This is a genomic window from Chitinophaga sp., from assembly GCF_035564935.1.
Classification (GTDB): domain Bacteria; phylum Bacteroidota; class Bacteroidia; order Chitinophagales; family Chitinophagaceae; genus Chitinophaga.
Map to the genome: position 1 here is coordinate 1 of NZ_DATMTE010000260.1, position 16,859 is coordinate 16,859.

At 48.1% G+C, this 16,859-nt stretch carries 8 protein-coding genes; 7 read left to right on the top strand and 1 reads right to left on the bottom strand.

Annotated elements, in window-relative coordinates; all coding sequences use genetic code 11:
• Positions 1-439 precede the first annotated feature (439 nt).
• The 7 genes from VN105_RS06795 to VN105_RS06825 all read left to right on the top strand — a co-directional run bounded on the left by VN105_RS06795 (position 440) and on the right by VN105_RS06825 (position 15,505).
• Complete coding sequence (locus VN105_RS06795; protein ID WP_325639200.1) at positions 440-3,592, top strand: T9SS type A sorting domain-containing protein; 3,153 nt, start codon at positions 440-442, stop codon at positions 3,590-3,592.
• A gap of 133 nt (positions 3,593-3,725) precedes the next feature.
• Positions 3,726-4,454 carry an RNA polymerase sigma factor gene (locus VN105_RS06800; protein ID WP_325639202.1) on the top strand — a complete coding sequence of 243 codons (729 nt, stop codon included), beginning with the start codon at positions 3,726-3,728 and terminating at the stop codon, positions 4,452-4,454.
• A 122-nt stretch (positions 4,455-4,576) separates the two neighbouring features.
• Entirely contained in the window at positions 4,577-5,839 is a 1,263-nt protein-coding gene (locus VN105_RS06805) for a FecR family protein (protein WP_325639204.1), read from the top strand.
• A gap of 255 nt (positions 5,840-6,094) precedes the next feature.
• The gene (locus VN105_RS06810; RefSeq protein ID WP_325639206.1) at positions 6,095-9,367 is read left to right on the top strand and encodes a TonB-dependent receptor; all 3,273 of its coding nucleotides are present in this window, start codon (positions 6,095-6,097) and stop codon (positions 9,365-9,367) included.
• A gap of 11 nt (positions 9,368-9,378) precedes the next feature.
• Entirely contained in the window at positions 9,379-10,848 is a 1,470-nt protein-coding gene (locus VN105_RS06815) for a RagB/SusD family nutrient uptake outer membrane protein (protein ID WP_325639208.1), read from the top strand.
• Between the two features lie 108 nt (positions 10,849-10,956).
• Entirely contained in the window at positions 10,957-14,463 is a 3,507-nt protein-coding gene (locus VN105_RS06820) for a carbohydrate-binding protein (protein WP_325639210.1), read from the top strand.
• A gap of 49 nt (positions 14,464-14,512) precedes the next feature.
• Complete coding sequence (locus tag VN105_RS06825; RefSeq protein WP_325639212.1) at positions 14,513-15,505, top strand: nucleoside hydrolase; 993 nt, start codon at positions 14,513-14,515, stop codon at positions 15,503-15,505.
• Positions 15,506-15,550: 45 nt separating this feature from the next.
• Here VN105_RS06825 and VN105_RS06830 read toward each other — a convergent pair.
• On the bottom strand, positions 15,551-16,859 hold a 1,309-nt coding region (locus VN105_RS06830; protein WP_325639213.1), incomplete at its 5' end, for a TlpA disulfide reductase family protein.

The following is a 16,859-nucleotide window of genomic DNA, read 5'->3' on the forward strand; positions in this document are numbered from 1 at the left end:
ATCGAGAGAGAGATTTCCAGTTATGAAAAATTGAGAAAAAGGTATCCAGTTATGAAAATACGTCTGCTGCCACTAATTTTTCAGAGGCTTCCCCTATGTAATGCCACGTTGCCCCGATTCCCGTCATATACCCAAACAATGGGCAGCACTTTTCATTTTACCAATTTTATCTGTACCACTAATATTCCTGGTAGAACCGGGCTCCTGCTGCCGATGAGGTGGCGCACCGGACGGGCTTTTTATGCAATAAAGGGTAAAACCAGACTTATCGCGTCTGCCTTGTCCGGACTAAATTCACCTAAACCATTCAACGTTTATGAAAACAAAGTTACTAGCACCATTTAAACAAAAGTTTTCCGGACTTTCGATGTCCTTTAAAGAATGCGCTCACTTCAGGCGAAAGACATTTGCCTTTTCCTGTTTACTTCTCTTGATTATTATGTTTCAGGGCTATAAAGTGAAGGCCCAAACCACCGGCTATGTCTGGAAGAATGCACCTGTTGGTGGCGGCGGTTTTGTGACCGGAATCGTCACCCACAAAACATCCGGCGACAGGTATTGCCGCACGGATGTAGGCGGAGCTTACCGCTGGGATGCCGCGAACAATAAATGGATCCAACTCCTCGACTGGATGAACGAGTCAGAAAATGGATTTATTGGCGTGGAAGCTTTGGCGCTGGATCCGCAGAATGCCAATAATGTTTATATGCTCTGCGGAACTTCCTATATCAACAACGGAAGAACGGCTATATTAAAATCCACCGACAAGGGAAATACTTTTACCTATACAGATGTTACGGCCAAATTTAAAGCGCACGGAAATGGAAACGGCCGCGGGAATGGGGAACGTCTTGCCGTAGATCCTAAAAACAGTAATATATTATTCTGCGGAACCAGGGCTAACGGATTATGGAAGAGTACCGATGCCGGTGTTAGCTGGAACCTTGCCTGGAACGGCGTAACTGCTACGCCGAACGGGAACGGGATATGCTTTGTACTTTATGATCCTTCCGGCAGCGTAGTGGGCGGCGCCACTCAAACCATGTATATAGGCGTTTCCCGCACGGGAAGCGCGAATATTTATAAAAGCACAGACGGCGGGGCCACTTTTACTCCCATTTCCGCAACTACCAGCTTTATGCCGCACCGGGCGGCACTGCAGGGAACCACCATGTATGTTACCTATTCAGATGATGCAGGTCCGCAATCCAGTAACGGAGATGGAAAGGTGTATAAACTCAACACGGCTACCGGTGCATGGACAAACGTTACCCCCGTTTCTTCAAAAGACTACGCATACGGAGGTATAAGCATTGATCCGACTAACGTGAACCGGGTAATAGTTTCTTCCTGTGGTATGTATTGGAACAACCAGTTTGGTACCGGCTGGGGCGATTTTGTTTTCCTCTCTACCGATGGCGGAACCAGCTGGACGCTTAAAAACGGCACAAACGCCACCTATGATAGTAATGGTATAGGATGGACTGTGGGCGGGGCGGTTAACTGGATGGACTGTATAGAGTTTGACCAGTCCAATCTCTCAAAAGTACGGGTAATCGGCGGAGGCGGAGTATATACCTGTTCCGATATTACCGCTGCAAATCCTTCATGGAAATATGATGTGATCGGGATGGAGGAAACCGCATTGCTCGATGGGATAAGCATTCCCGGAGGACCGTTTATTTCTTCCTTTGGAGATGTAACAGGCTTTGTACATGAGCCGCTAACTGCTTATCCGTCAAAAAGACTTTCTCCTTCAGACGGAAACAACCAGAGCATTGCCTATGCTGCTGGTAACACAAACAAAGTAGTAAGAGCTTCTAACGGAGGCAACGTTGTTTACTATTCGAACGACAAGGGCGCTACATGGACGGGAGCCTCTACCAATATGGGTACACAGGGAAAGGTTGCCGTCAGCGCCGACGGAGGGACTATATTACATTGCCCCGGAGGTTCAACCACTACCTACTACACAACGAACAACGGAGGCAGTTGGTCTGCCTGTTCGGGCGTAGCCCTCGGAGACGCTGCTCCGGTTGCCGACCAGGTAAATTCAAACTATTTTTATATTTACAACCCAACCAACGGACAAATGCTGAGGAGCTCCAATAAAGGAGTCAGTTTTTCAGTAGCAGGCTCACCGGGTGCGTCAACCGCGAATCATCCATGGGAGCCCGCCCTGATCCGGACAGCCCCCGGCCTTGAAGGGCACGTGTGGGTACCACTTGGCGGCAATGGATTAAAATATTCAACCAACTACGGAGCGGCATATACGAATGTTTCAAATGTCACTTATTGTAAAACGATTGGCATAGGAAAGGCAATGCCTGGCGCCGGCTATCCCACTGTTTTCATCTGGGGAACAGTATCAGGCGTTACGGGCCTCTTCAGATCAACAGATCAGGGCGCTACCTGGGCCAGGATAAACGATGACGCCCATGAGTTTGCAGGCGCGCCACTGCTGATCGGAGACATGAACGTTGCCGGAAGGGTATATATGAGCGCGGGCGGAGGAAGAGGTTTAATTTATTGGGATCCTGCTGCCTGTACGCCTACATCCATTACTCCCTACGTACAGGTTAATGGCGGAGCGTGGCAGCAAGCAGCCAGTGCGTCTTTAGCTGCAGGGGGCAATGTACAGTTTGGTCCTCAGCCCACGCAGGGAGGATCATGGAGCTGGAGCGGACCTGATAATTTTAGTGCCACTACGCGGGAAGTTTTCATTTCAAATATCCAGGCCAACCAGGCAGGGAACTATGTAGCCACCTACACCAATAGTGGAGGATGCCAGAGCACGCAGACCTTTAACGTTACCCTGACCGGCTCCATACTGCGGGAATCCTGGACAGGAATCAGCGGAACTTCTATCAGCAGCCTAACCTCCAATACCAACTATCCAAACAATCCTACGGGCAGAGACCAGATCACCAGCCTGGAAGGTCCTACCAACTCGGCGGATAACTATGGAACCAGGATCCGTGGATATATCCATCCTCCTGCAAGTGGAAGCTACACTTTCTGGGTAGCGGGAGATGACAACACGGAATTATACCTCAGCACCAGCGACAACCCGGCCAACAGCTCAAGGATAGCTTATGTAAATGATTGGACTGATTCGAGACAATGGAATAAGTACGGCACACAGCAATCCAATTCCATTAACCTAACCGCCGGGCAGAGATACTATATTGAAGTTCTTCATAAGGAAGGCAGTGGTGGAGATAATGTAGCTGTATCCTGGCAAGGTCCCGGCATTTCACAACAGGTAATCGCCGGAAACTATCTCTCCCCCTTCGCTGCCGGAACAAGCGGTACTTTGGCCGCTAAATTATCATCGGACATCAGCATGAATGAAGACGCTGTTAGCCTGTATCCGAATCCTTCCAGTACAGGAAGGTTTACGATTCTTCTTCAGGAAACGCCGGAAAATGCATTCGTAAGAATTTATGATAACCAGGGCAGAATGCTTTACGAAAAGAAAACTCATGGCAATAAAAAGATAGACATCGATTCACGGCTTAATACAGGGTTCTACATTGTGACAATAGAATCAAAAAGATTTAGTTTCACTAAAAAGCTAATCATTCAGTAACAACTATTTCACTGGTTCATGGGAATGCTTCGGGCGAAGCATTCCCTATTTTATGCACAGATGGTTCGTCTGAAATAAAAAGGTGGCCTCAAATTACTTTTGAGACAACCTCAGTTCACTTTTTGTACCGTCTGTGAACAGCGTTGCCTTCCTTTTCTACAATGAAGTAACGTCAGGATTTATTTTCTTTTCACTTTTATCTCCGTTACAGCGATACATCCGCAATAACAGGGCAACTACCAATTATTTTGCTACTTTCGCGGGAAGGCTGTCCCACATGAATGCGTACCTGGAGGATAATAACGAACTTTTTCAATTAATTTCCGAAGGCGATGAAACGGCTTTCAGACAGCTTTTTCACATATATGCTCCTCACTTAAGAGCAATGGCATTCCGCATCACTCAAACTGAGTCCGTCACAGAAGATATCATCCAGGAAACATTTCTCAGGCTATGGATTAGCCGGGACAAACTGAAAGAAATAGAACAACCCCGTTTCTGGTTACACCGTATTGGCCTCTATCAATGCTTCACCTATTTGCGTAAACAGGCGGTACATCATAAGGCAATTGCCAACCTTACACCGGTTGAGACCGTATTTAGCCCGGAACAGGATATGACCTATGCTTTCATGAGAAAACAGGTGGGTATTGCGGTACAGCAATTACCCCCACAGGCCAAACGAATATACCTGCTGAGCCGGGAACAGGGACTGAAGATACCCGAAATAGCAGTAAAGCTCTCCCTGTCGCCCAATACTATAAAAAATTCCCTTGTGCGGTCTTTACATTCCATCCGCAAACATCTTGAGCAGTTGGGCATGCTGTTTCCTGTATTTATTTTGTGGCTATTGAAATTGTAAAAATATTTTTCCCTCCCGTAGGTCCTAAATGAAAACTTGCGCGTCTTTTATATAGGGAGATATTTCACGTTTGAAGAATATACCAAAATCATCCCGTTTAAAAACTGTAAACCAATCTCAAATTGTCTACACAAAACCGCCTTACATACCTGCTTGAGCAGGCGATGCAGCGCTCTGCTACTGATACAGAGTTGCAGGAACTAATAACGCTGATCAGGGAAGATGATAATGGCAACATTACCCGGCAGGTGGAAGCGATGCTGTTACAGGAACTTCCGGATACTGCCACGGCTGGCTACGATATGAGCTATTGGGATGATATAGCAGGCAGGATTCTGACGGCTGACCGGCCGGAAAACGAAATTGCCGGACAGGGAAACAATTCAACAGAAAAAACAGATCAATCACCCGCTGTTATCCGCCTCAACCCATGGCGCCGTTTGCGCTGGATTTCAGCTGCTGCTGCCGTATTGGTGCTATCCCTCGGCTCCTACTGGTTTTTGCGGCCTGCTGTTCGTAAATCCACAACTGTTGCTACCGCACCCGCATCCAATGATGTTACTCCCGGTGGTAATAAGGCCATGCTCGTACTGGCAGACGGCACCGAGGTACCCCTGGACAGTGCCGCCAGCGGAACGCTGACACAACAGGGCAACACCAGTGTTGTGCAACCTGCTGGTGGTCAGCTGCTGTATACCCAGCAAACAGGAGGCCCGGAAAACGTTGATATGGTTCAGTATAACACCCTGCGTACACCACGGGGCGGACAGTTCCAGGTAACCTTGCCTGACGGGACCAATGTATGGCTTAACGCCGCCAGCTCACTGAAATACCCTGTTGCCTTCAAAGGCGCTTCCAGAGAGGTAGAGCTAACCGGAGAGGCCTATTTTGAAGTAGCACATAACAGGGCAATGCCGTTTAAAGTGATGGTGCGCACCGGGCAACATGACAGCATGGAAGTAGCCGTGCTGGGCACTCAATTCAATATCATGGCATATGCCGATGAAACCCTGGTGAAAACCACATTGCTGGAAGGTGCTGTAAAGGTCAGTAATAGCGGTATCAGTAAACAACTGGCGCCGGGCCAGGGCGCTTACCTGGACAGGCAACGGCATACGCTTGCTTTACTGCAGCAGGTAGATACCGAAGAAGCAGTTGCATGGAAAAACGGCTTTATTCAGCTGGACGGGAATGATATAACGTCCATCATGCGCATTATTGCACGCTGGTATGATGTGGATGTGATATACACCGCTCCCGTTCCTGCGCATTTCCGTGGTATTATACCCAGGAATGTGCCGGTATCACGGGTATTGAAAATGATGGAAATGACCGGAGAAGTACACTTTGAGATCAAAGGGAAACAGATCATCGTATCCCCCTGATGCATTTATACTAAAAACTGATACAATATGAGTCCTTAAAAATTCTACTCCCTGTACCCATACAGACACAAAAAACCGGAAGCGTTGGCCCGCTCCCGGCGAAAGCTGGGTCTGTATGTAAAATCGCTCGTAGCAATTATTCATTATTTACCCAAACCATACAAAAGTATGCAATTGATGCTTTATTCCCAAAGCAGGCAGCTTCGTGCTGCGTGGGAAAAAAAATTTCCACGATTATCGAAAAAAACTTTACTGATGATGAAATTAACGGTACTCCTACTAACCGTTGCCCTACTGCAGGTGCATGCAACAGGGTATTCTCAAACAGTTACCATTTCGCGGAGCAACGTGCCACTGGATAAGATCTTCCAGGAGATCAGAAAACAGACCGGGTATACCTTCCTTTATACCGATGAACAAATGCTGCAGGAACGGAAGGTAAACCTGCAACTGAAAGACGCTTCCCTGAAAGAAACACTGGAGGCTTGCTTCAGGGGACTGCCTTTTACCTACAGCATATCAGACAAAACCATCGTCATCAAACGCAAACCTGCGGCAGATGAAATTCTTGCTCCCCCCGAACAGGAAATCCGGGGCAGGATCACCAATGAAAAAGGAGAGCCGTTACCCGGCGTCACAGTGCTGGTGAAAGGCACAACGAAAGGGGTTTTCACCAATGTGAACGGAGAATATGTGATCACCGTGCCTGATGGCAACACCGTACTGGTGATCTCCTCCATCGGCTACAACAAAGTGGAAATACCAGTGAACGGGAAGAAGGAGCTGTCTCTCGCACTGGAACCTTCCTCTTCCAATATCAACGAACTGGTAGTAGTGGGATATGGAGAGCAAAAGAAAGGTACACTCACTAACGCTATCTCCTCCATTACCGCCAAAGATTTCCAGGACGCGCCGGTGAACCGCCTCGACCAGGTATTACAAGGCCGCGCTACAGGTGTACAGGTTACCAGTTCTGCCGGCTCTCCCGGTGGCGCTGCCCGTATCCGCATCCGTGGTTCCAATTCTGTGAATGGCGGTAATGACCCGTTATACGTGGTGGATGGTTTTGTAGGCGCAGAATTTTTTGCCATTAACCCGGATGATATTGCCTCCATACAGGTACTGAAAGATGCAGCTGCAACTGCTATTTACGGTAGCCGGGGATCCAATGGCGTAATTTTGATCACTACCCGCAAAGGCAGCAAGGGCGGATTGAAAGTGAATTTCACAACACGGCAGTCAACATCCACCGTTATTAAAAAACTGGACCTGTTGAACGCCGCCGACTTTGCAGAAACAGTTAATGCACATGCTACAGCTGTTGGTACCACACCAAAATTCACAGACGCACAAATCGCCGATTTCCGCGCCAAAGGCGGCACAGACTGGCAAAATGAAATTTTCAGAAGAGCACCTGCACAGGAATATATGCTCAGTTTAGCCGGTGGTACCGATAAAGGCGGCTATTTTATCTCCGGTAATTATCTCAACCAGGACGGGGTAATCAACAATTCCTTTTACAAGCGGTATACGTTACGCTCCAATATTAACGCCAACCTTACCAACAGTATCTCCACGTTTCTGAATATTACCGGCTCTTACAGTACAGCGCAAAATATAGATATTCCGGCAGATGGCGCCAGCAGCCCGCTGGCACAGGCCATCACCTGGGCTCCTACAACACCCGTGTATAATGCAGGCGGCGGTTTTGTAGTAAGTGATCCTGTAGGCTCATTATCTTACAATCCGGTGGCGCTCACCGTTGACAGGCTGGCTGTAAGAGACAGGATGCTGGCAAACCTTATCGGTGGTTTTAAGTTCGGGATTTTACCGGGACTGACTTTCAATATGCAATATGGCGCTAACTTCCTGCAGTATGAAGACAAGTCCTTTGGTGGAAAGATCACTAATAATAATACTTCCAGCGCCAGCATAAGATCCAACAAGGAAATTGTACTTCAAAATACCAATACCCTGAATTACAGCAGGGTGTTCAACAAAGTGCATAGCCTGGACGCTACAGCAGTAATGGAATATCAGCAATCTACCTACAATTACTCTTCCGCCGGTTCTACCAACCTTACCTATGAAAATTTTCAATGGAATAATATTGCTCTTGGCACAGCAGGCAATCCCGGCTCAGGCTATTCCAAATGGGCACTGTTTTCTTTGGTAGGGCGTGTGAACTACGGCTATAACGACAAGTATCTTTTATCTGCTGCAGTAAGAAGGGATGGCTCTTCCAAATTCCGTGGCAGCAACAGGTACAGCTATTTCCCTTCCGTGTCGGCAGGATGGGTAGTGAGTAATGAGCCATTTATGCAACAGGTGAACGCCATCAACTATTTAAAACTGCGCGGAAGCTGGGGGCTAACCGGTAACCAGGCAATCAGCCCTTACAGCACCATTTCATCCTATTCAAATATAGCAACATCGTTTAATAACAGCAGTCACCAGGTAGGCCTGGTAATTGGCAACATCGGCAACCCTGATCTGAAATGGGAAACCACGGAACAGAAAGATATAGGAGTTGATATCGGATTGCTGAAGGGCAGAATATCCGTTAGTGCAGATTATTTTATCAAAGATACCCGTGATCTGCTGTTGCAGGAAACCGTTCCTATGTACCTGGGAGGCAACTCTATTACACGAAACGTAGGAGCTGTACAAAATAAAGGTTGGGAATTTTCTATTGATGGCGACGTAATCGATAATGGAACCATTCGATGGAATACAGGATTCAATGTGTCGCTTATTAAGAACAGGGTAGTTTCCCTGGGCGAAGGTAAGACAAGGATCTTTGACCCCAATACCCGTAAGATCGGCGGTGGTATGTCTCCCCAGTCTGAATTTGTAGTGATGCCCGGACAGCCGCTGGGCTCTATCTGGGGCCTTACTTATCTCGGTACCTGGAAGCCGGGAGATACAAAAGCAGGTGAATACGGCGCCAAGCCGGGCGATTCCCGTTATGTAGACCTGAACAACGATGGAAAAATAGATGCGGACGACTATCATATCATCGGTACCGGTATCCCGAAAACATCCATCGGCTGGAACAATACCATCACCTACAAGGCATTTACACTAAACCTCTTATTCCAGGGGCTCTTTGGATTTGACAGGCTGAACTACAATAAAGCGGTTGCAATGTATTATGGCGCCGACGCACGGGAAGCCACTTATGTGGATATCAAAGACCGCTATATTCCCGGTGTGAATGAAACTTCCGATATACCTGCCTTCAGTTCAACCAACAGGAACTTTACGCAAAGCACCCGCTTCCTGGAAAAAGGAGATTTCCTGCGCCTGAAAAATATCAGCCTGGCATATAGTATTTCCAAATCCAAATTGAAAAATATTGCCGGCATCAAACTATTTGTAAGCGCTACCAATCTCCTCACATGGACCAACTATTCCGGTATAGACCCGGAAAGCAATTCATCATCCGGCGATATCCGTCAGGGTATTGATTTCGGAACTTATCCGAATGTAAAAACCATCACCGGAGGAGTAACACTGAGCTTTTAAAAATAACAGTTATGACTATACGATATTATCTGAGATATACAATATACCTGTTTCTCTGCCTGATCCTGGCAGCCGGATGCAGCAAGGAACTAACAGAAAGTCCCAGGGGATTAGTAGCCGGCGATGATGCATTAACCAGTCAGGCTGGCCTTGAAACCGTACTTACAGGCGCTTACGGAAGCCTGATGGTGCCCTGGACAAGTGGCTTCACCACCGTGTCGCAGATTACCATGACTATGGGCGGCGACGACCTCACTACACATCCCGGCTCGAATAAGGAAGAGTTCAGGGAGTTTGATCTTTTTAAAGTATCATCACTGAACAGCAGGATGAATCCCATCTGGCTGGGGTGTTACAAAACGATACAGTCTACCACCAACATCATTAACAACTATAACAAGGTGCTGAATGGCAACCAGGACACTATCCGGGCTATAGTGGGCGAAGCCAGCTACCTGCGCGGGCTTTCCTATTACTGGCTCACAAGGCTTTGGGGAGAAGTACCCATAATTCCGTCTGAGAAATACTCACCGGAATATCTTAACCTGAAGAAAAGCAAGCCGGCAGATATATATCAGCTGATAGAAGCAGACCTTCTCCGGGCCGAAGAATGGATGCCCAATGGCAGACGTACCGCCGGACGGCCCAATAAAGGATCTGCAAAAGCCCTGCTGGCAGATGTATACCTCACAGAAGCGGGATGGCCGCTGAAAGACCAGGCAAAGTATACACTGGCAGCTGCCAAAGCCAAAGAGGTGATAGACAATAAGGGGGCCTACGGTTTTGACCTTTATACTGGCGATTACCTTAAAATTTTTGCAGGCGGCACTGTGGAAGACGTATTTACGCTTTTTACACGTGGAAGCTGGATCACCTACAATTCTTTTTATGGATTATCTACCATGCCGGAAGATGAAGGAGGATGGAGCGACTTTTTCCCTGAGCTGAATTTCTTCAACAACTTCCCTGCAGGTCCAAGGAAAGACGCCACTTTCAGCACCGAGTTCAAACTGAGTAATGGCACCACTATCCCCTGGCAACAAACAAGTACTCATCACCCCTATTATAAAAAGTTCACTATCCAGTCTGGTAAAAAAGATGTGTACATGTCCAATAACCCGGTAATCATGATGCGTTATGCGCATGTACTGCTGATTTATGCAGAAGCACAGGCGCGTTCTACAGGTACGCCTAACAGCGAAGCCTATGCAGCAGTTAACGCGGTACGGCGCCGGGCTGGTTTAGCTGACTTACCAAACAGTATGTCAGGCGCCAACTTTGCCTCAGCTGTTGTAAACGAACGGGCCTGGGAATTTGCCGGTGAATGGAACCGCTGGTTTGATCTTGTAAGACTGGAGCAGGTAGAAACCGCCAATGCCAATAAGGCGCCGGGCGATCTCCAGCTGAACGGCAATATTACCAAAGCAAATTACTGGATGCCTATACCCGGTGCAGATGCAGTGGTGAACCCTAATTTATGACCTATAGACGAATGAAGCTCCTGTTTCTTTTAAACATTTAAAGTCCGAAAAACCCTGCCGGTACAGCTGACAGCTGTACCGGCCATTCCACCCTAAAATAAACCCGTTATGAAAACGAGCAAACCAAAATCTGGCGCCCGCAAAAAAACTTTTTTGCGGCGTACACCCCGGCTGCTGCAAACCTGTTGCAACCGGTTGAAGAAATTCCCGGTATTGTTGCTGCCGCTATGCCTGCTGTGTGGCACACTTAACGCGCAATACCTGCTGCTGGACGATATGGAAGGGCACGGCCTCTGCTCCGGCAAATGGACCTATTACGCCGGCAATACCACCACCGGTAAAGTGGAATTTGGCGTAGCTAATCCTAATCCTTCCGGCCTGAATACCAGTCCGCTGGTAGCCAAATTCACAAAAGACACCAGCTGTTTTGAGTATATGAGCACAAGCTGTCAGCTGACAGATTCATTTGATCTCTCTACCAACAGCACCTTCAAAATGCTTGTGTACAGCAGCACGCTGGATGAAATTATGTTCAAACTGCAACCGGGCAACAACTACAGCAAGGCGGTATTCTTCACCTTCAAACCTTCCCGTGTGAACCATTGGGAAGAAGCCACCTACAACTTCCAGAGCGTAAAAACCCGCACGGATTTCAACACCGTCGCCATACAATACATTGATGGCAAAAAAGCCAATGGTATCCTCTATTTCGACCTGGTACAAGGCCCGAATCCCACTGCCATCGTGTTAAAAGATACTACCATCCTGATGGGACATGAAAACGGCGCAGTGCTGACTGCATCCGTAATAGGAGGTACACTGAAACCAACGCTGACTCTCTCTAACTGGTCAGCCGCTAATTTGCCCACGGGTGTTACTATCGGCAGTGTTACACGCATGAACGACAGCACAGCAAGTATTACGCTCAGCGGCAATTCCCCGGCTAATTATTCAAGGGCTGCCCTGAAACTCAGCATAGCAGGCGCAGAGCTGACCACTGCTAACGTTGCCAGCTATACGGCAAAAGGAAACGTAGTATTTGAAGGCAATCCCAACTGGACACTTGTATTCGCAGACGAATTTAATGGCAGTGGTAAACCCGACCGCAGCAAATGGACAGTGGATCCGCGACCCAAAGGATGGATCAACGGGGAACAGCAGGTGTATACAGATACTACGCACGATAATGCCCAGGTGAGGAACGGTCGTTTGGTGATCACAGGAAAAAAAGATTTTCCCACAGGAAACACTACAGAACCCTGGTCTTCCGCCCGGCTCATCACACAAGGCAAATTTGATTTCCTTTATGGCAAGGTGGAAGTGAGAGCCAGGCTGCCCCGCGCACACGGCTCCTGGCCTGCTATCTGGCTGATGCCTACTACCAGCGCCTATGGAGGATGGCCTAAAAGCGGGGAACTGGATGTTATGGAGCATGTTGGCAACAACTTCGGAACGGTGTTGTCTACTATACACACACAGAACCACAACTGGACCAATGGCGGAGGTATCAGCAACAGTAAAAAACTGATGGATGCTGATACGGTATATCATGTATACGCCATGGAATGGGCGCCGGATACTATCCGGTTCAGGTACGACTCCACGCAGATCCTGTCTTACGCCAACCCGCATACCGACTGGAAAGACTGGCCATTTGATCAGAAATTCCATCTCATCCTGAACCTGGCCATTGGCGGGGGAATGGGTGGTTCAATCGTGGATGCAGACTGGCCCGACAGTATGTTGGTAGACTATGCACGCGTTTACCAGAAAGGTCTTGGTACACCGGTATTGGATAGCATCACGGTTGCACCGGCCGACTTGTCGTTCCTGCCCGGGAAGCAGCAACAGTATACCGCAAACGCTTTGGATCAAAACGGGCACACCATGGCAATTACACCGGTATGGAGTATCACCGGCACAGGTAATACGATAACTGCCAACGGACTCGCCACGTTGAATAACTCAGGGCAGGTTATCGTTACTGCTACTGTAGACAGTACCACCAAAACCGGCGCTGCTTTTGTAACCCGGCGCACTGCCAACTATAAGCCCATCCCGGCTAAAATAGAAGCAGAAAATTTTGACAATAGTAATTCCAATCGCACGGAACCTTGCTCAGACATTGGAGGCGGCCTGGATCTGAGCTATATAGGATCCGGTACCTGGTTCGAGTACGATATTGATGTACCGGAATGCGACACCTACAGGATACAGTTCCGTGTTGCTGCCAATAGTGCTTCCAGTCTCCGTGTTCAGTTGGACACCACTACACTGCAAACGGTAAACCTGCCGGCAAGTGGCGGGTGGCAAAAATGGATCACTGTTACGTCGGCGCCTATACGACTGGAGCAGGGACAGCAAACCATCCGCATTATTGCCAATAAAGACGGCTGGAATTTCAACTGGCTGCGCATTATTCGCTCGGATTCTGTTCATCTCGAACGCATTGTTGTAAAACCAGACAGCGCAACCATTACCTTAGGACAGGTGCAACAATTTTCTGCAACAGGGTATGCACAGGACAGCAGCCAGTTACCCGTGTCGCCGGTATGGTCCGCCTCTAATGGTGGCAGCATCAGCAGCAGCGGCCTGTTTAATGGTAATATTGCAGGTGATTACCTGGTGATGGCCACTGCCAGCGGCAGGCAAGACACAGCTATTGTGCATGTAATTGCCCCTCCTGCACTTACACGCATTGTGATCACACCGGACTCGTTAACAGTACCGTTACGCGCATCCCAGCAATACGTGGCAAAAGGCTATGACCAGCGCAACAATCCTTATACCTTTAAGGCGAACTGGAGTATCACCGGCACAGGAAACAGCATCGACACAAACGGCGTCTTTACCGCCGGCGCTACGCCCGGCACATTCGCCATCATAGCTACAGGAAACAGTATATCCGACACCGCAGTGGTAACTGTAGATTATACCTGTACCGTTAATAATAAGTACGAAGCCGAAAGCGCCTCCAACCGCGCACCCGGGCCGGTACTGGAAACCTGTACAGACGTTGGCGGCGGACAGAACTTCACCAGCCTGAAAGGAGGCGACTGGTTTTCATACAGTAACCTGGTGGTGCCTGTTGCCGGCAGATACAATATCAGTTTCAGGGTATTGTCCACAGCTCCGTCTAAAATATGGATAGGCCACAGTACCTATAAATTCGACACCATATCCGTTCCATCCACTGGCGGCGTATGGCAAACGATTACGGATACTATCAGGCTGCCGGCACTCAATTATACCGGCGTGCATATATTATCCGGTAGTCCGAAATTCAACTGGTTCAGTATTGATAATTGCGCGGAAAACGAACCGGCCGCCCGTATGGCTTACAGCAAAGCTGAATATCCTGCGGAAGAAACAGACATCAAAGGGCCTGTCCTTTATCCCAATCCTACCAACGGACAACTGACCATAGATCTGCGAGGCCAGTCGTACCGGCGGCTGACACTGTTCAATATCAAGGGCAACATATTGCGGCAATGGAATATTCAAAAAGGCGAACGGCAAATTAGCAAGGATATCAGCGCTCTGTCAGCGGGCACTTATATGCTGATACTGGAAGGTGACCGGAAAACCAAAACCTTCCGGATTATTAAAATCTAAAAAAAGAAAGCCGTCCCATTTATCGATGGGACGGCCTCTTACTAACATTATGAAACGAACGAAGTATATCGGGTTATTGATCATTCACCTGCTGTTGTGCCATCCCGCTTTAGCGCAAAATGTAAAAATTATTTTTGATACTGATATGGATTCTGATGTGGATGATGTAGGAGCACTGTCAATGCTTCACGGGTTTGCCGATCTGGGAAACGCGGAAATACTGGCGGTGATGGTATCCAGCCTTAATCCCTGGTCGCCGGGTGCGGTGGATGTGATCAACACCTATTACGGCAGGCCGGATATTCCCATCGGCGCTGTTCAGCGATTTGGTGTATACCATAAATCCAAATATGCACGCAGCCTTTGCGAAGAATTTAAACATAACGTGAAACTGGAGGAGGATACGCCGGAAGCTACAATGTTGTACCGGAAAATACTGGCATCCCAACAGGATACCAGCGTGGTTGTTGTAACGGTAGGCGACCTTACCAATCTTTCCAACTTACTAAAAACGGGACCCGATCAGTTTAGCGGGTTAAATGGTATTGACCTGGTAAGAAAGAAAGTAAAACATATTGTTTGTATGGGAGGCAGATATCCTGCTGATGTGGATCCGAACCCATGGGGGAATTTTAAACCCGACCCGCGCTCTACCCAACATGTTGTTGCAGAATGGCCAACCCGCATTTATTTTACCGGGGGTGGTCCCTTCGCGGACAGTATACAAACAGGGAAGATCTTTTTCCGGGAAAAATATAAACACACGCCTATGGCTCGTGCTTACAAACTATTCCTGAAAGGCTGGAACAGGGACTGGCACCATAGCGCCGACATAATTGCCGTGCATGTGGCCATTAAAGGGCATCTGCCTTATTTCAAATTAGAAGCACGCGGCTATAATCATATTTTTGAAGATGGAACAAATTTGTGGCGTTTGGCGCCGAGGGATGACCGGCATTATCTGATCAGTGAATTTGCCAAAGGAGTTGATCCAAACATGATTGCCATAAAATTTGATTCATTGATGGCGCCACAAAAATAAAGGCGTCCTACAAAATGTATTGCAAACACTATTCATACAGCGTTGCTATTTCAACGCTTCATCCAATTGCTGGTACAACGCTTCCTGCTCGCTCGGCCGCCTGGCATTGGCTTGTATGATCTCGCCCTTACGGTTGAACAATACAAAAGTAGGATAGCGATTGATGGCCCCGCCAGCGGTTGCTATTTCCTGCCATATAGCAGCTATCTCTTCCCGGTTCATCCGGTAATGCTGTCCTTTAATATCATGATACCGGAGATACTCTTTCCAGGTGCTTTCTTTTATAACATCATCCATATCAAGATATACAAATACAATATCTTTCTGCTGATAGCGCTTTTTAAGCACAGGTTCAAAGGCCATTTCGGTTTTACAGGGACCACACCATGTTCCCCAAATGTCCAGATACACCACTTTACCTGCGTAAGGCTTTACAAGATCAGCTAAGGTGCGGATGGAACCTGGTTTTAGGAAAACGATTTGCGGGTTAATGCCATTGCGCTGCAGGATAGTGTGGATCCGCTGTGTTTCTGCCCGGGCCGGCGAAAGATATGCGCTGTTTGGAAAATAATGCTGAAGGGTGTCCAGCAGAATGAAAGCAGTATTAAAACTGCCTCCGTCTGCAGCATCGAGTATTTTGTTGAACAGTATTTTATCCTGCACGGAAGCGGGAAGATGATGGTGGGCGAATAACCATGATAGCATCTGTCGTTCGCCATAATGTTTTACCAGGCTATCTATTACGGAAAAAGGTGTTTGCAGGTATTCCACAATTTTCTGCCGCGGATCGCCTGCGCCTTTGCGCATCTGTAATGAAATATGGTAAGCGCCCTGCCGTTCCATGATCATATTTGCATAAAACCCGGTAGCCAGTGTAATACTGTCTGGCAAAGGTTGCCAGGTCATTACACTATTCAACAGGCTGTCGCGGAGGGGGTTCTTTGCCCATGCCATCTGGTTATTGGTAAAATCGTTGAGGTAACATTGGTACGCGTAGCGTGTTTCGCTCATCAGCAGGCGCTGCAAATGCGCAGGGATTCCCGATGCAGAAATAGCGTTGCTTCCGGCCTGTAACTCTTTTTCTATCGGGGCCATCACTTTTGTTTGCCATTCTGCGGCGCTAACTTTTGCGAATTGGTCTTGCATGAAAAATGGTGCGGAATGGAAAACACCTTGCCGGAGGAACTGGTTTTCCGGCGAAGCTTTCCCTTTAATATGGGCAGTGTCTATATACAGATCGCGGCCGGGGCTTAGCAACAGCCGCCATTGTTGCCTGCCCGTTTTTAATACTGCAAACACAGGCCGTGTTAGTTGTAACTTCTGCCGGAAAAACCCATCCGGAGAAGTCTTTATC